Genomic DNA, 19,961 nt, shown 5'->3' with positions numbered 1-19,961 from the left:
GGTTTATTTAATCATACATAAATGAGAAAGGGCATAAGGGATTTATTTCTTTATGCCTTTTTCTATTGTTGATACAGCACTCGATAGCCTGCAAGTATCATTATTGCAGCCAAGGCTAGTTTAATTTAAAATTTTTATATAAAATGGCATTAAAATTTGTATAAAAAGAGGTAAATAAAGGATTTAGGAATTGAATTAAGTTAGTTTTGACCCTTACCCCCGAATAAATGAAAATATTATTACCCCGTATATCCCTTGTTGCTGCATTCCTATGCCTACTGTTTACTACCCGGGCGCAGAACCCCAAGATAAAATGTTATTTTAACCACCCCGTAAACAATAATTTGGCTACTGGCACAAATGCGATTTATTTGAATGGCACTTTCCCAGATACCATTGTTGCGTATATCAATAATGCCAAATACAGTTTAGATATAGCAGTTTATAATTTTACCTCAAGGGGGAATGATTCTGTTGCAAAAATTGCCACGGCGGTAAACGATGCCTTTGCAAGGGGGGTAACGGTACGATGGGTATATAATGGCACTAGTGCCACTGCCAATAGTGGGATGAAATTGTTGAATGCGGCCATTCCAAGAATTGGTAGCCCAAGTGGTAATGGCTATAATATTATGCACAACAAGTTTGTGGTAGTAGATGCCAATTCACCCGATACTAACGATGCCATTGTAATTACTGGCTCGTACAATTTCTCACAGCAGCAAACCTTTGGTGACTACAATAATTTGCTCATTGTGCAGGACCAGAATGTAGCTCTGGCTTATCAAAATCAATTCAATAAAATGTGGGGTGGGGCAGGGGCTGCGCCCGACTCGAGCAAAAGCACATTTGGCACATTCAAAACACCATCTTCAAAAAATTATTTCAATGTTGGCGGTACACAAGTGCAAGTTCGCTTTAGCCCCAGCGATACGGCAGGTTACTATTTAAGAACGATGGCTTATACAGCCAACAATGATTTAACTTTTGGCATTTATACATTTACTGACAATAGCTTGGCAAACGCTATTTTAAGCAAGTTCAATAGTGGCATAAGCGTAAGAGGGATAATGGACGGCAGTAGTAAATCATACAACCCCTATACCACTTTAAGTACACCTTTAGGGGCTAATATGGCTGTATTTAATAATAATAACTTGCTGTACCACAACAAAATACTGGTAGTGGACGCATTGTTGCCATCATCGGACCCGCAAGTAGCAACAGGTTCGTTCAACTGGACATCCTCGGCACAGTACACCAACGATGAAAACTTGCTTATTATACATGATGCGGCAATAGCCAACCAATACTACCAATCTATCTGTGATAATATAACAGTGAATGGGGGCAATGCATGTATTGCCCCGCTGCCTGTAGAATGGGTTTCTTTCGATGCTTCATTAAATAGCAATGGCACTGCTACTTTACAATGGGTAACAGCCAATGAAGTAAACAATGACCATTTTGAAATAGAACGTTCTACAGATGGTATTGTTTTTGAAAATGATGGCAACGTGGCAAATGGTAAAACAGGCGACTACCAGTTTATAGATAAAAAAGTAGAAGCAGGCGCAAATTATTTTAGGATAAAACAAGTAGATGATGATGGGTATTTTACTTATTCAAAAGTACTATCTGTTTATAATAGGACTGGGGCGACCATTAGCCTATACCCCAACCCTGCATTGGATAAATTAAATATCTTGTTGCCATTAGGTGCGGTGTCGGTTTCTGTTTATGATGCTTACGGTACAAAGGTTATACAGCAGCCTGTAAAGGGCAAGCCTGCAACCCAAATAAATGTAAATGCTTTGAGCAAAGGCAGTTATTATATAGAAATACTAGGCAAAGGAAGCAAATTTATAAAGCCTTTTATTAAACAATAATCAGCGGGACTTTGAGACCCCAAGTTTTTGGCTAAAGCCTGATAGGTACCCACTTTTATCCCCAGCCTAAAGGCATGGGGCTATTGTTTAAAGCTGTTATTGCCTGATTTAGCTACATGACTTTGGGCTGGGGTAAAATAGACACTACTAAATGGCTTTAGCCATGATATTTGAGTGCCAATAATGGAAAAGTTATTTTAAAAACTTTACTTCTTCATTTTGATATAAACTCAAAAGTATTTTTTTCAACAGCTTATAATTAAAATGGCAAAATTCCTTAACAAAATAGTTGCTATTATAAAATTATAAAAAATATAAACCAATCCTAAATTAAGCCATACTAGTACTATATTAATATACATCTTTCAAAAATAACAGTTAATAATGCCAGCCTTACGCATACTTGAAATTTGCCCTATTGTATTTGGTTGATAGAAAAACCATAGTTTTGCTAGTTGTTAACATCTTGCATTAGTATTTGGAACTGACTTGGGGCATAAAAACACTGGTATTTCAAACTGTTATAAGCCCTTGCCTATCCCAAATGCAATAGTGAACTTTAAAGAATATGGATAACGATTTCGATTTGCTTTATGAAACATCTTTAGGTAGCGAAGCGGCTTTTAAAATGCTTTTTGAAAAGCATAAAGACAAATTGTTTAATTACCTTATCAAGGTTACTAAATACAAAGAAGTTTCCGAGGAAATTATTGCAGACGTGTTTCTGAAAATATGGATGGGCAAGGAGCTGCTTACCGATGTTAAAAATTTTGAAGCATTCCTGTATGTGGTAGCTAAAAACAAGGCACTGGATTTTTTGAGGATTGCCTCCCGAACCGAAAAACTGCAAAAAATGGTGAGTCGCAAAATATATGAGGAACAGGAAAGCGGTGCCGACTACAAGATTATAGAAAGGGAATACCAAGTTATACTGGAAAATGCCATAGAGCAGCTTTCGCCAAAGCGGAAGCAAATTTTTAAATTAAGCCGCGACCACGGCATGACCCACGAGCAAATTGCCCACCACCTAAACCTATCTAGGAATACGGTGAGGAATACCATGGCCGAAACATTAAAAACAATTAGGGTGTTTCTCCAGAAAAACGATATAGTGCCATCTGTTTTATTGGTGGTGTTTGTTTCTAGCTAAGTACATTATTGATATACTAACCTGCCCTATCTGGCTTTGCTTTTGCATATCAATAATCAACCCTTGTATAGATGTTGTAAGTATTCATAGTAAATACCTTGTATGCAACATCTCTACTGGTTACTCTCTATGCCTAAAAAAATGTGGGCCTTTTGCTCCTTTTTCATGCCCTATAATCCCTAAATAGACGTCAATAATATTTTTTTCAAAAAAAACTAATATCCAATAGTAATCCCCCCGTAATTCTACGTCTCTTATAAAGCATGTAAATATTTATATTCTAGAAATTTAATATGATTGCTTATGCCCCTAGTATGTTAAGATATTTATAACGCTAAATGATGGTAATAAATAGCAGTTTTAATTTTGTAAACAATAACCTTTAATGGTAATAAGGAATTTAGTTTCAAGTATAGCAATATTTCTTTTTTTTGCCAATAGCCTCAATGCACAAAATTCCAAGAGGTGCATAGACTATGTAAACCCATTTATAGGCACAGGTGCCGTTGACAAAAAAAGCCTGTCAGGGAACACGTTTCCTGGTGCTACAACGCTTTTTGGTTTTGTTCAATTAAGCCCTGATACACAAGACCAACCCACTAGGCTGTCGGGGTATGGCTATGCAGACAATAAAATTTTTGGGTTTAGCCACACTCACATGAGCGGTACTGGAGTCCCTGATTTATATGATGTGTTAGTGATGCCCATAACTGGCAATGTTGCAGATGCAGCAAAAGAAAGCAAACCCAATCTATTTTATTCCAGTTTTTCACACGACCAAGAATCGGCAAAGCCGGGCTATTACCAAGTGAAGTTGTTGGACTATGACGTTAACGCAGAACTTACTGCTACCGAGCATGTTGGCTTTCATCGGTACACTTTCCCGAAAAAATCACAAGCACATATTTTATTTGACCTAGACCATACACTCAATAAAAAAAGGACTTGGTGGCCTTGCAATATTATTGCGGCATCCTTAAAAGTGGTAAACCCTACCACTATTGAAGGTTACCGAATTTTAACGGGGTGGGGGGAAGGTTACCGAAAAGTTTATTTTACAGCCGAGTTCTCAAAGCCATTCCAAGGAGCAGCTTTGTTCAATAATAATATAATAGTAGAAAGCAAAGATTCTATTAGCGGCACTGCTTTGAAGATGATACTGGATTTTAAAACAGCCACCGATAAAACCGTTTTGGTAAAAGTGGGCCTATCGGCTGTAAGCATAGAAAATGCGAAGCTAAATTTAGCAGCGGAAGTTAAGGGTTGGGATTTTGATGGCATTGCCCAAAAAACAGCAGACCAATGGGAAAAAGAACTGAGCAATATTGTTATTGATGGAACCCAAGTGCAAAAGGAGATTTTTTACACCGGGCTTTACCATGCCTATACACAGCCAAACAATATGGCCGATGTAAATGGACAGTACCCTGTTACAGATAAAATAACAAGCACTGCACCTGATAACAAACAATTTTCCACCTTTTCGTTATGGGACACTTATAGGGCTACGCATCCTTTATATACTCTAACCCAGCCAGCGCTAACCGCTAATTTTATCAATACCTTATTGAGGCAATACGATGCAAAAGGATTCCTGCCCGTATGGCAATTATGGGGGATGGAGAATTATATAATGATTGGCAACCATTCTATACCAGTAATAGTGGATGCAGTTTTAAAAGGCATCAAAGGATTTGATTTAGATAAAGCCTACAAAGCGGTAAAAAGCTCTGTTACCAAAGACCATAAATTTTCGCAATTCACTGCTTGGGAAAAATATGGCTATATCCCAGAAGATGTTATGTCTCAATCTGTGTCTGTAACGCTTGAAGACGCTTATGACGATTGGTGTGTGGCACAGTTTGCCAAAAAGCTGGGCAAAACAGAAGACTATGAACATTTTATGAAACGCTCAGCATTTTATAAAAACGTGTACGATAGCAATACTGGTTTTTTCAGGGGAAAAAATAAAGATGGCAGTTGGCTGTCTCTTTTTAATCCTTTAAAATATGGCGGCAATGGCGGCAGCCCTTATACCGAAGGCAATGCTTGGCAATATTTGTTTTATGTTCCGCAAGATGTGAATGGTCTTATTGGCCTGATGGGAGGCAAACAAAAATTTATAAGCAAACTAGATTCGCTTTTTACCCTTCAGGATAAAAGTGAAAAAATTGAAAAAAATGCTTCTGGTTTTATTGGCTAATATGCCCATGGCAATGAGCCTTGCCATCATGTTGCCTACTTATACAATTATGTAGGCGAGCCCTGGAAAACCCAAAAGTTGGTGGCGCAAGTACTGGAAGAACAATACAATAACACATCTAGTGGCTATTCGGGAAATGACGATTGCGGGCAAATGTCTGCCTGGTATATTTTCAGTGCAATGGGTTTTTATCCTGTTAATCCTGCCAATGGCGTTTATGTTATTGGTACGCCTATACTAACGAGCGCGGAGATAAAGCTGGGCAACAATAAAACATTTAAAGTATTGGCAAAAGAAGTGAATGCAAAAAATATCTATATTCAATCTGCTACGCTGAATGGTAAGCCCTATACCAAAACATTTATTACACAAGATGAAATTGTGAATGGTGGGGTGCTTGAGTTTGTAATGAGCAGCCAGCCGAATAAGAACTGGGGAATTGGGATAAATGACGCCCCGCCATATTTTGGATATGTTGAGGCTAATTAGAATGGGGCTATATGCCTTTGTGGCGATTTAATATTGAGTAATAATAGATAGTTTAAAACAATCATAAATAAAAAAAATGCAAAAACATTGCTTCCTGGTTCTTTCTATGCTAGCTTGCCTTGGCGCGCACGCTACCAATTATTATATCGATTCTGCCAAAGGCAATAATGGTTACAACGGACAAAGTGCCACTCGTGCTTTTAAAACCATTCAGAAAGCTGCTAACCTTACCAATGCGGGCGATACTGTTTTTATCATGAATGGCAGCTATACTTATTTTAGTATTACAAGATCGGGAAGCGCTGCAGCACAAATTGTTTATACCAACTTTCCCGGCCACAAGCCTAAACTAGTATCTGATAGCATTGCTTATGGTGTTATAACCATAAAACAAGGTACCAATTACATTACCATCAATGGCTTAGAAGTAATTGGTTACGGGGTTAAGCTTTCGTTGGCGGCCGATACTGCAGCAGCCAAGGCTGCACCAGTGTGTCCAGTTGCGGGGCAGCCTGCTACTTCCGTCAACTTTATCTCTAAATACAATGGCAGTGGTATTTTAATAGGTTCTACCGATACAACTCAGGCAGGTTGCCATCACATTGTTATTAGTAACAATGTAGTGCATGATTGCGCTTGTGGCGGAATTCTGTTTGGGCATTGTGATTACATAACAGTGGAAAGTAACATTATTTATAATAACGCTTGGTACTCCCCTTACGGAGTTAGTGGTATTGCTTTTAATTATTCCTATAATTATGACAACAACCTGACTACTTACCGCATGATCGTAAAGAACAATGTGTCTTATGGCAACAGGCAATATCCGGTAAGTCGTATCAACTGTACTATTTCCGATGGCAATGGAATCATCATAGATATTCCCATGGCAGACTACAAGGGAAAGGTTTTAGTTGCAAACAACATTTGCTACAATAATGGCGGATCTGGTATGCATTCTTTAAGCACAAACCATGTGGATTTTTATAATAATGTATCTTACTTAAACAATGTAAGCCCAGAAAATGGTGGGGGAACTTTATTTAGCTATGATGCCGACAGTGTCAATTTTTACAACAATATTATCGTATCAAGCCCAGGCAAAAGCCCGATTGGTGGAAAAAGGAACACGCATGTAACCTACGATTACAACCTTTATTATGGTGGCAAATCTTACACCTACACTGATACGCATGGTTTCTTTCAAGACCCAGGTTTTGTAAATCCATCAATAGATCCTGCCGTGGCAGATTTTAATTTGAAGTCAGGAAGTTTTGCCATTAACAATGGTAGCAACACGCATACATACCCTACTGATAAAGACGGGATTGCTAGGCCAATCGGCTCTATCGTAGATATTGGGGCTTACGAGTCCAATTATACTGGCGGCCAAAATACTTGCAATATAGGCTTGCAAGCCAAAATAGTAGGCAATGGCAATGGCACTGGCACTGGCGAAGGCAGTGCCGGTACTTTATTTGCGCCATTTGACAGCAAGCCAGATTCTATCAATCCCCAAAGCCGAAAGGCCATCATTTACCCCGATACTTTGTTCAAGAATATACCCGCAAATGCCATTATCACTAGTTTGCAATTTAGAAGGGCCGTGCAAGTTTCTCCGACCAATAACAGTACAAGCACGCAAATACTGCCTGATAGCACCATTATTAGGGTGTATTTAAGGAACGAGGCCACTGACAATTTCGGGGCTGCCGCTTTTGACTGGACTACCATTTTATCAGGTTCCGCCAATCCTGCCACCTTGGTGTATGAAGGAGATGCGGCAGCATTTGTTGGCAATGGCGGGGGCTGGCGGACCCTCAGTTTCCAAACGCCTTTTAGCTATACGGGCAAACACATTGGCGTTTTTATTGATTATGTACAAAAGAAAAGGATTGCTGGCGGTAAAGATATTAATTGGTATTACGACAATGGCGGTACCCAAGCATTTTATAATGCGACCAAATATCCCCAAATGGCCAATGCCTTCAAATATGCTTTTGCTAGTGGCACGACCATTATTGGTAATAGTTTGACATACGCCAATGAAAGAAGGCCTGTAGTATCCTTTGGCTATTGCACTAACTACTCACCTTTGCCCGTGAATTTTTTAAGTTTTTCTGGAAAAGGAAAATTGGGGAAAAACTTTCTTAATTGGGTTGTAAACCAAGAAATAGACAATGCTGGATTTGAAGTGCAGCGTTCTGCCGATTGCGAAAACTTTATAGCCATTGGGTATGTGGCTTCGGAAGCTGCAAATGGTGCCAATGGAAATGCCTATGAATTTACCGATGTAGCCCCATTGAATGGCATTGGATATTACCGCCTGCTTCAGAAGGACAGAGATGGCAAAACCAATTATTCTACTATCGTTTCTATTGCTAATGTATTGCAGCCGCTTGGCTTGATGAGTATATACCCAAATCCTGTTGGCAATAAATTATATGCTGAAATCAATATTGCTGAGCCAATCACAGCAGCAAAGTTCACCATCCGTGATATAACAGGCAGGGTAGTAGGCAAATTTGAAAGGGCATTGGCTTCTGGGCAAAATAAAATAGCCATTGATGTGTATAAACAAGGCGCCGGTACATACTTGCTTGTAGTAGAACTGCCCAATGGCAACAGGGCGACGAGTAAGTTCATAAAAAATAGAAATTAGGCCACTGATTAAATGAGGGGTGCAAAAAAGTTTGTTTCGGATTTTTATAAAAAAATCAACATAGGCCAACTTCACCCCTCCCGAAAGACCGAGACAAGTTACCTAAATGAAAAGGTAATAAGAACAGGGCAAGGAGACGATATTTGTATATTTTAATTAATATATTTTTTTTCTTGCTTTTTATTAAAATAGTTTCAGTTTTGCCATTTTTGTGGAATTTTCACTCTGTTTCTTTTTTTAAGAAAACGTTGCCGCCATTGTAGGACATTGATTATCAACAAAAAAATTAAATTTTTGTGAGTGATTGGTGAGTGATTTGTGCGTATTTTTTGAGTGATTTGCGCGTGATTTGTGAGTGATTTATGAGTGATTTGTGCGTATTACAGCCATAAATACAAAACCAAATTTTGGAACTACAACTATCTTAATATTAGTAAAAAAAGAACTACGATACTGCTCCTTGGAAACTAGCTTTGTAAATGCTTTGTATTAGGTGCATTTATACTACAAAGATAATTTTTTTTAATTAAGTATGCACCAATTAAGTTAATACTATTTATTTATTAGACCTCACCCCAACCCCTCTCCGAAAGAGAGGGGGAAGAACGAAACCCTCTTAGAATTATATTAAGATAATTATGGCTTAGTATTTATACCCTTTTTTTGGATAAATTAAAAAAGGCAGCCCAAGCTAAAAGCTTTTATACACCCTGAAATGCGTTGCATGATTTTAATACAGCAATTTTCTGAACGCTCGCAGCTTTTGGGGATATAATACTCGGGATATACTAGGCGAATGAATGGCAATAATTTGCAAAAATCCCTATTAAGATAAAATGCCTAAAGGTTTATCTGCACTTGTCTCAATCGCCCATTTTATTGCCCCTACGTCCACAAAAATATTTTTTAAAAATAATTGGGGGTTAACTAAGGGTAGTTATCTGTTTTATTGTCTACACTTTGTGGAGTGCTTGCTTGTTGAAAACGTTTGCAGAAATTTCTTTTTAGGTATGCAAATGTTAACCAACAACTACAACACAAATTTTGGCTTAACCTTTTAAAAGCGGTTGCAATGCATATGAAATATTTACTTCTCCTTTTGCTGCTAGTAAGCATTATAACCGTAAATCAGCAGCATATAATCGCTACCTGCACGGGTATTGTTAGTACTATTAATAAAAGTTTTAACGCTCTTGTTACTGTACTAAAAGTAGGTAAGCCGGCAACTATTACTGTTGATAGCACTGGCTGTAGGGTTTTTTCTAGCACTAGTGCAAGTAAGGAAATTGCTGTTTTTTCAGGGTAAAGTACTAGCTAGGAATGCGAAACTTGTTTCGGAAACGTTCCCGTTTTTTTTGGGTAGTAACTATTTTAACAAAAATAGTTTTAAAAAAAGAATCACGCAATAGTACTCTATTCGTAATCCTTCGTCTCACATAATGCACACAAGCTTTTTATATGTTAGAAAGTTACTTACGATTGTTTTTTTGTATTGAAAACTTTTCAAACAACAGAAAATATTGGTTTTACCCGTCTGCTTCTATAGCGTATGCGCAAGTGCAAATTGTACGCATTATTCTTGGTTCTTAACTATGTGGATGGATATTATATTTTGTTTGCCTTTGAAAGTTTGCTAATGAAAACACATCTTCTTTATTTATTAGAATATCAACATTTGCCACTGGCTTTTGTCCTAGTTTCCTATTCTTATTGGAGAGGGGTGGGGTGAGGTTTGATGGTCCATTTTTTTGTCGATTTAAACTAAAAAAAATAGCATAAAAATTTTACAAATAAATACAATATAATGAACAAGACGAATCAGGTTAGCCATACCTTAGGTTTTACTAAAACAGTAAAAAGCATTTTTATGCTCTTTGCTGTATTGTTGTTTACAGCCAGTGCGTTTGCTGCGGCTAAATCTTGGACTGCGGGGGCATCAGGTTTGTGGAATACAGCATCCAACTGGAACGGTGGAACTGTTCCAGTGGCTGGAGATGATGTAACCATTAGCGGTGCATATACTATAACAGTAAGCGGTACTGCCGCCGTGGCTAATACAGTAACATTGGCAAGCGGAGCTACCCTCTTTATTGATGGTACTGCAACTGGCCAGTTAACGATTAGTGGCTCAACTGTTACTACTACAGGCTACTTAAATATTGTAACAGGTACTACAGTTACAAATAGCGGCACATTAACAATTACCTCAACGGTTGCGGGCAAGCATGGCGTAAATATGGCGGGTGGCACATTCACCAGCACAGGTAGCGGGCTTACTATTAATACATCAGGTACGGGTACTACTGCAGCTGCTTGTTTCAACTTTTCTACTGGTGCTACTTCTAATACTGTAAATCTAAGTTGTAGCAATACCACACCTTTCACAACTTTTGCAGCTGGCAACGTTTTTATCCATAATGGTAGCAACATTACTACTGCCATAGGTGGCACTGGCTTTACGCTAGGTACATCGTCAACAGGTGTCGGCTATAATTTGTTTAGCTTAGTAGGCAATGGTGTTACTGGAAATACTTTTACTATTAACAACACGGCTACCATAACATATTACTATGCTTATGGTGCTGCTAGTAGTTCTGTTATTACAATGACTGGCAATAATAGTGGGGCTATTACATTAACAAATAATGGCACCCTTTCGATCAGCCCTGCAAGTAACAGTACTAACACAACTATCCCTTTGCAGATGAAGGTAGCCTGTAACCCAGCAGGAACAGTAACAGTTAATAATGGCGGTACTTGTACCCTTATATCTTCCGGCCTTCAAAGCATTTTGTTCCGTGTAAGCGGTACAGCTGCTGCCCCCCTCGGTACATGTAACATCACCAATAATAGTGGGGCTACGCTTAATTTGAACACTGTTAGTTCAAGCACTGGGGGCAATGGTAACCCTTTTGCAACAACTGCTGGAAATTCTAATGTTGCAATTAGCAATGCTGGCACCATCAATTTGGGTAATACTTCCAATGCTGCTTCAGTTTCCACATTGAATAACAGTTCCGCAAATCTTATATATGGAGCAAATTCCTTAACCAATACAGGCACTATGAATTTTTATGGTGGTGGCATACAGGCCAATTATGTGCCAGCTTGGGGAGCTTCGGCACCAACCATCACCAACAGCGGTAGTATGAATTTTTTATTCGGTACTGCTTCAACGAACGTGATTGCACCAGGAAATGGTTACAATGCTGGAACAATTTACACTGTGAATACAATTGTTTTTGTAAATAATTACCAATATGCTTGTACTACAACCGGTACTGTGTCTGGTACTACGGCTGGTACAACCTCGGCTGTTTTCCCAACAACTCAAACGGTGGGCAGTACTGTATCTACTGGTACTAGTGCTGCTGTTTTTACCTGTATCGCCTTAGCTACAGTGACCAATAAAATATCAAGTACTGGGGGTACAATAACTGGTTATAATGCCACTTTCTTAAACAATACATTAGACAATACAGGCGGCACATTGTCGCCTAGTGCCAATGGGGCTGCAATTGGTACAATCACCCTTCCAACTTCCTTTGCTCTTACAGGCACTTATGCACCACAGTTTACCAGTGTTACAGCTTATGGCAAAATTGCAGGTACAACCCTCAATTTGACTGGAGCTGCTTTTAGATTTGCAACTGCTGCAACCACTACTGGGGGCAATACTTATGCTTTAACTTCTGTTAACCCAACTGGCGGTACTGGCGGTTCATATGCAAGCACTGATTTTTCTGGGGCACCTACTGGTTGGGTTGTAGATTATTCTACCGCAGCAACAACTGGCTGGGGTGCTAAATATTACACTACACCCGGTGCGCCAACTGCTGCAACAGCTACTGCTGGCAATGGGCAGGCTACCGTTACCTTTACTGCGCCTGCTTCCACAGGCGGTGGGGTTACAAGCTATACCGTAACCGCTAGTTCTGGTGGCTTTACCGCCTCAGGTGTTTCCTCACCGTTAACTGTTACAGGGCTTACGAATGGTACTGCTTATACTTTCACTGTTACTGCTACCAACCCAGGAGGAACTAGTAGTGCTAGTGCTGCATCCAACTCAGTAACACCAGCTGCCACTGCACCTAGCTCGCCAACCAGCGTGTCTGCTGTTGCAGGCAATACGGTAGCATCGGTTTCGTTCACAGCGCCTGGTACTGTTGGTTTAGGGGCTACTGCTATTACTACCTATACCGTTACGCCTTCACCGGCCACCTCCCCGGCAACTTTCACGGGTAGTTCAAGCCCTATACAGGTTACTGGCTTGACGAACGGCACAGCATATACATTTACCGTTACGGCTACAAATAACGCTTCTACCCCTGCTACAAGTAGTGCCAGCAGCCCATCAAGCAGCATAACCACATCTGCCGCTGTTTCTTGGTCAGGTGGTGCAGGCGATGGGCTATGGGGCAGTGCCAATAACTGGACCCGTGCTAGCACACCCACTTCAAGTGGTGTACCCGGTGCAAACGACGATGTTACCATTGGCAACTTTGCAGTAACCATCAACAGCAGTACTACAGCCTTGGCCAACACTGTAACCTTGAGTACTAGTGGTGGTAGCCTTACCAATGCAGGTTCGCTTACTATTGTAACTGGAAGCACAAGTGCTACCAATTCTCTCAATATCATTACGGGTACTACAGTTAGTAATACGGCTACGTTGGCTATCACTTCCAACGCTACTGGTAAAGTTGGCATAAACATGGCTGGTGGAACATTCACTAGCACAGGTAGCGGGCTTACGATTAATACTGCTGCTGCAGCCACCAATTGTATCAACTTTGCAAGTGGCACTAATACCATCAACCTTAGTTGTACCAATACCACTCCATTTGTTGCACCTGCTGGCTCTTTTGTTTTTAACCAGTACAGTAGCAACTCAACCAATAGGACTACTATAGGCGGCTCTGGCTTTACGCTGGGTACCCCAACCGCAGGTGTAGGGTATGGTTTGATAGTAGTAGGGCAGGGTTACTTAAATGTTGGTAGCTCGTCAACTACTTTAAATACGCCTGTAATAACAGAATATTACAAATTTGCTTCCGGTGGCAATATTATATCAGTACCTGGCACTGCTGGTAGCGGCAACATTATATTTACGAACTATGGCAATATCACCGTAGACTCTGCTATTGATAATACCACCAATGCAGTTTACGGATTGAACCTGAAAGCGGAAAACACAGGTACAGCAACATTTAACAACTATGGTACTTACACCTCTATCAGCGATTTCACAAGCATTCTTTTAGGCCCGGGCGGCACGCCTGTGTACAATACCATTGGTACATCTGTGCTAAACAATTATAGTGGCGGTGTATTGAATTTGAATTATATTTCCCCAACTTCGGGAGGCAAAGGCACCCCCATTAACACTGGTGGTGGACAAAACAATGCCACCATCACTAATGCAGGTACTATAAATTTGGGCAATAGCATATCGAACCTTGCTTATACTGGCCTTAATTTTAATTCTACTTCCTCCCCCAATTTTGCGGCAACAAATACATTGACTAATACAGGCACCATGAATTTTTATTGTGCGGGTTTTTATGCCAGTTATGTTCCTTCTTTTGGTACTACGCTATTTGGGGCATCAGGGGCACCAGCACCTACTATTACCAATAGCACCAATGGTGTAATGAATTTCTTATACAATAATTTCAGGGGTGTAAGTCAAATAAATGGTACTTATTCTACCACCACCACTTATGCAGTAGGTGCACTTATTGGTGGGGGCAATTACCAATATGTTTGTACCTTTACAACAGGCACGGCTGCTGGCACTTCGCCAACATTTCCAACAACGCAAACTGTTGGGGCAACAGTAACCAGTGGCGGCGGTACTGTTTTTACTTGCGTGGCATTGGCTAAAATAACCAATAGCGGCGGCACCATAGGTGGGTACAATGCACAATTTTTCCCAGGTTCATTAGACAATACAGGCGGCACATTGGCTCCAAGTGCAAATGGCAGCGGTGTAGGTACTATCACGCTACCTGCCTCCTTTGCGCTCACAGGCACTTATGCTCCGCAGTTTACCAGCACTAGTGCCTATGGTACTATTGCGGGTGCCACACTGGGTTTAGGAGGCGCTGCTTTTAAATTGACCACTTCCGCCACTACCACAGGTGGTACTAGTGTGTTTTTAACTTCTGCTAACCCAACAGGCAGCAATTTTGCCAGCACCGATTTTTCTGGTGCAAGCACAGGCTGGGCTATAAACTATTCTACACCAGCAAGCGGATGGGGTGTAAAATATTATACAACGCCTGGCGTGCCTACTAGTGTTTCAGCTACGGCTGGCAATGCTCAGGCTACCGTTAGCTTTACAGCTCCAGCTTCTACTGGTGGAGGCGTAACAAGTTATATGGTTACCTCTAGCCCAGGTGGGTTTACTGCTACTGGCGTTTCCTCTCCTTTAGCCGTTACTGGGCTTACCAATGGCACTTCTTATACGTTTACTGTTACTGCTACCAATCCTGGTGGTACTAGTGCTGCAAGTGCTGTATCCAACTCAGTAAGCCCTGCTGATATTGCTCCTGCCTCGCCTACAAGCGTGACTGCTGTTGCAGGTAACACAGTGGCAACGGTTTCTTTCACGGCACCTAGTACATTAGGTGGTGGGGCTACATCTATAACTACTTATACTGTTACCCCTTCACCCGCAACTAGCCCTACAACTTTCACGGGTAGTTCAAGCCCTATCCAGATTACTGGCTTAACCAATGGCACAGCTTATACCTTCACGGTTACAGCCACCAACGATTTAGGCAATACCAGTGGTGCAAGTAGCCCATCAAGTACCATAACACCATCAAACACCATTTCATGGAGTGGCGGTGCAAGCGATGGGCAATGGAGCAGTGCTGCCAACTGGAGCCGTAGTGGTTCACCTGCGGGCAGTGTGCCTGGTTCAAACGACGATGTAGTTATCGGCAATTATGCCGTTACCATCAACAGCAGTACTACTGCCGTTGCCAACACAGTAACCATGAATATTAGTGGCGGCAGCATTAACAATGCAGGATCCCTCACTATTTCTGGCGGTCCAACAAGCACTACCAACTCACTCAATATCATTACGGGTACTTCAGTTACTAATAGCGGCACATTGGCTATCACGGCAACAGTCGCTACTAGAAATGGTATCAACATGGCTGGTGGCACATTCACTAGCACAGGTAGTGGGCTTACCATCAATACATCAAGTGCAACTGGTAGCAACTGTTTCAACTTAGTTGGTGGTACAAATGCCATCAATCTTAGTTGCACTAATACCACTCCATTCATAGCACTTGCTGGAAATAATGTAATTTTCCAAAACACTACTAGTGCCATTACAACCCTAGGTGGTAGCGGCTTCACACTGGGTACTGCATCTACAGGTGTGGCTTATGGGATATTTAACGTAGGTGCTGGTAGCTTTACCATTGGCAGTACGGTTGCCATAACAGAATACTTCGGTTATACTGCCGCAGCTGGCTCTGCTGCATCAGTGTTTACGAATGCTAGTGGAACAGTAACAGTAACGAATAATGGTAGCATTACAACAACCCAGGCTACTAACAATACGCAGACTGTTTATGGCATGTCATTGTCGGCAGCAAGTCTTGCAACAGCAACATTAAATAACAATGGTACTATTGCGTTGAACAGTAATTCTGTAGGCTTTGAATTCCGTGCAAGCGGCACGCCTACTAGTTCAAGCACCATTGGTACTGTTGTGTTCAACAATAATAGTGGGGCAACGCTTAATTTGAATTATAGTACTTCAAGCACTGGCGGCACGGGTAATCCATTCAGCAATTTTGCAGGGCAACAGAAGATAGCTTTCAACAATGCAGGCACTATCAATTTGGGCAATACAGGTGCCACAGGTAGTGGATCAAGCTTAGATAACAGTGGCTTCGTTAGCCCCAATAATTTAGTGTCATCAAGCAATGCCTTGACCAATACAGGCACCATTAATTTTTATGGCCAGGGCATATCTGGTAATTATAACCCAGCTTATGGCGGCTCCACACCATCTACTATCACCAATAGCACCAATGGCGTGATGAATTTCCAATTCGGTAGTTTTTCAAGAAACACAATTTATGTTGGTAGCAATTTCATTGCATCGAATGCTTACGTAATAGGAAATTTGGTTTATGCAAACAATAACCAGTTTATTTGTACCACAGCAGGCACATCGGCTGCTAGTGCGCCTAGTTGGCCAACAACTGCAGGCAGCACTGTAACAACTGGAGGGGCTACATTTACTAATATCACATTACCTACAATAACCAATAATGGGGGCACGATAAAAGGGTATTTAGCTACCTTCTTGCCAGGAACGCTAAACAATACGGGCGGTATATTGGCACCTAGCGCCAACGGCAGCGGCCAGGGTATCATAACCCTCCCTGATAACTTTGCCCTTACAGGTACTTTTGCGCCGCAAGTAACCAGCTTTACCGCTTATGGTAAAATTGCTGGCACAACCTTGAACCTAAGTGGTGCAGCTTTAAAGGTTACTACATCGGCAACCACCACTGCGGGCAATATTATTTATTTAACTTCTGCTAACCCAACAGGCAGCAATTTTGCCAGCACCGATTTGTCTGGGGCAAGTGGTTGGGGTGTTTACTATGCAACACCAGCCAGCGGCTGGGGCATTAAATATTTCACTACCCCTGGTGCGCCAACTGGCGTGGTAGGTACTGCTGGCGCTGGGCAGGTTTCGGTAGCCTTTACTGCACCTTCTACTGGTGGTGGCGTAACAAGCTATACTGTAACATCCAACCCAGGCAGCTTTACAGGCACAGGTGCTACCTCGCCTATAACGGTTACAGGCCTCACGAATGGCACGCCTTATACCTTTACTGTTACTGCTACCAATGCAGCAGGGACTGGTAGCGCAAGTGCTGCATCCACTGCTGTAACACCAGCAACAGTGCCTAATGCACCTGCAAGCGTGGCAGATACTGCAGATGATGCTAAGGCATTTATAACCTATACCGCACCAGCATTCAATGGCGGAGCAGCAGTAATAGATTACACTATCACTGCTATACCATCGTCTGGAAGCCCTATTGTAATGACAGGCATAACAGCCAACCCTTATACGTTCACTGGGCTTACAAACAATACCACCTATACCTTCACGGTAGCAGCCCGCAACAGTGCAGGCACAGGGGCAACAATTACTGCACCTGCAATTACGCCTTCGGCTAATACTACATGGAATGGTATTTCTTGGAGCGCAGGCGACCCTGACCCTACACAAAATGGTATTATTGCTGCCAACTTAAATGGCAACACTTTCACCACATGTAAGGCGCTTACCATCAAAAGCGGTGTAACGTTTACGCTTACACAGCCGCTTACAATAACTGGTGCATTGGTAGATACTGGTGCCATTAACGGGACTGGCACGCTGATATTTGGTGGTACAACCGCCCAAACTTATACCGGCACGGGTTCCGTAGGCAACTTCACGCTGAACAATAGCAATGGGCTTACTATAACAAGTGGTAATAAGCTGAATATCACGGGTGTATTAACCCTGCAAAGTGGTGTGTTGACAACCAATGGCAACGTGGTGTTCAAGTCTAACGGCATAGCCAGCAGCGGCACATTGGCCGCAGTGCCTATCTCGGGCAGCAGCATCAGCGGTACAGTAACCGTTGAACGCTACATACCTAAAGGCTACCGCAGCTACAGGGATATTGTTCCAGGCGTTTACAATGCTGCGAACACACTGTACAACACCTACCAAGAAAGCGGCAGCTACAGCAACAGTGGCTACGGCATGTTCATCACAGGTGGCACAGGGGTAGCGGGCAATACCGGCACTGCAAACAGTATTGATGCCAACCATTTTGACGTGAGTGCCAACGCAGTGAAAACGGCTTATACTTACACTAATGGCACATGGGCAACCGTTGCCAACACCAATGGCTTGGTAACGCCATTTACAGGCTACAGGCTATTGATAAGGGGCGACAGGTCTTTTAACCTTTATGGTACTGCAATAGACAACACGCCCCTAGGCTTGTTGATGTACAACGCCACAAGGCTGCGTGCAAGCGGAACATTGGTTACTGGCGATGTTACTTACAGCCCAGCAGGCGTGAGCAACGCAGTTACGGGTAGCACCTACGCCAATAGCACTTATGGCTTGAACAACCTTACAGACAGCAGCTTTAGCCTTGTGGCCAACCCTTATGTTTGCCCTGTTGATTGGCGTTTGCTTACCAAGGACAGCATAGAAAACTACTACTATAACCTAGACCCAACCCTTGGTGCAACAGGTGCTTATGTAGCGGGTAATTCAGGCAGCAACCAGTATATACAAGCTGGTCAGGCGATATTTATCCAGAACAAGAAAACGTTCCCTAAATACCCTGTGATTGGCTTCACAGAGGCATCTAAAGCACCAAGTTCTGGACATACGTTTGTATTTGGCAATATCAGCAAATTGCCTATTACCTTGTTTAGGGAGGAAGCAGCTGGCAAAGGTACTTATCACAAGATGGACGTGGCCAACATCGTGTTTGGCAATGGGTACAGCAATGGCTACAATGGCAACGAGGATGTGCCTAAGCTGACCAACAGTAGCGACAACCTGTCAATACACGAGCTAAGCACCAGCAAGGCACTAAGCATAGACGGCAGGCAGGCAGCCACCAAGGATGATATTATAGCTATTGAGTTGGCACAGGTATCAAAAGCCAACTACCAATTGCAAATAGATGCCACAAGCTTCAACAGCAATAACCTTGCACCTTATGTTTATGATGCTTACGCCAAGACCTACACGGCACTAAGCAGCAGCTTAAACACCATCAGCTTTGCGGCGGATAATACAGTTGCAGCAAGCTATGCAAATAGGTTCAAGATTGTGTTCAAGCCAACAGTGTTGGCAGTGAACAACATCAATGCTACTGCAATATTGAAAGACGGCGCAGCAACAGTAAGCTGGAATACAGTAGGAGAGGACAAGGTGGCAGGGTATGCAATTGAGAAATCAACCGATGGTACAGCATATACAGCAATAGGCACTGCAACAGCCAAGAACACTGCAACAGCGGCATACAGCTATGTTGATAACAGCGTAGCCAATGGTACTACCTACTACCGCATCAAAGCCACAAGTGCAGACGGAAGCATTGCGTACAGCAACATAATAAGTGTAAGCAAAGGTGTAGGAGTTATCTATAGTTTGTATCCTAACCCTGTAATAAATGGCAAGCTGAACGTGAAGCTGGATAATGTAAATGCAGGCAAATACACCGTAAGCATTTACAACAGCCTTGGTCAAAAAGTATATGCCGAAGTAGTAAGCCATAACGGTGGCACTGCAATGCATGGTTTGAGCATAACAGAAAAACTGGCCAATGGAGTTTATAATGTAACTATAAGTTCAGTAAGCAGCAAGCAAGTGGTTTATAATGGAAGTATAACGGTTCAGTAGTACACGCACCACAACCCCTATAGGAGGCTTTAGCCCTCTAATAAAATGTAAGGGTGTTAATGTGGGGCAGTTAAAGTTAAAGCATAAATCCTTCC

5 protein-coding genes and 1 pseudogene are annotated in these 19,961 nt (G+C 41.9%); all 6 read left to right on the top strand.

The genetic code is table 11. The features are described 5' to 3' along the window. Positions 1–227 precede the first annotated feature (227 nt). Positions 228–1,889 (top strand): phospholipase D-like domain-containing protein, encoded by a 1,662-nt coding sequence (locus tag ACHFIY_RS15295; RefSeq protein ID WP_410846983.1) that lies wholly within the window; start codon positions 228–230, stop codon positions 1,887–1,889. Positions 1,890–2,457: 568 nt separating this feature from the next. Further along, positions 2,458–3,039, top strand: coding sequence for an RNA polymerase sigma factor (locus ACHFIY_RS15290; protein ID WP_410846982.1), 582 nt, complete (start codon positions 2,458–2,460; stop codon positions 3,037–3,039). A gap of 385 nt (positions 3,040–3,424) precedes the next feature. Beyond that, positions 3,425–5,731 (top strand): annotated as a pseudogene (locus ACHFIY_RS15285) (GH92 family glycosyl hydrolase). Between the two features lie 76 nt (positions 5,732–5,807). Further along, positions 5,808–8,393, top strand: coding sequence for a choice-of-anchor Q domain-containing protein (locus tag ACHFIY_RS15280; RefSeq protein ID WP_410846981.1), 2,586 nt, complete (start codon positions 5,808–5,810; stop codon positions 8,391–8,393). Positions 8,394–9,471: 1,078 nt separating this feature from the next. Next, complete coding sequence (locus ACHFIY_RS15275) at positions 9,472–9,699, top strand: hypothetical protein (protein ID WP_410846980.1); 228 nt, start codon at positions 9,472–9,474, stop codon at positions 9,697–9,699. A gap of 498 nt (positions 9,700–10,197) precedes the next feature. Then, positions 10,198–19,866 carry a fibronectin type III domain-containing protein gene (locus ACHFIY_RS15270; RefSeq protein ID WP_410846979.1) on the top strand — a complete coding sequence of 3,223 codons (9,669 nt, stop codon included), beginning with the start codon at positions 10,198–10,200 and terminating at the stop codon, positions 19,864–19,866. Positions 19,867–19,961 lie beyond the last annotated feature (95 nt).

It is taken from the genome of Parasediminibacterium schistidii (assembly GCF_046546515.1).
In the GTDB taxonomy this organism is placed as follows: Bacteria; Bacteroidota; Bacteroidia; order Chitinophagales; family Chitinophagaceae; genus Parasediminibacterium.
The sequence above is the reverse complement of the archived record's forward strand: the minus strand, read 5'-3'. Positions and strand labels throughout refer to the sequence as shown.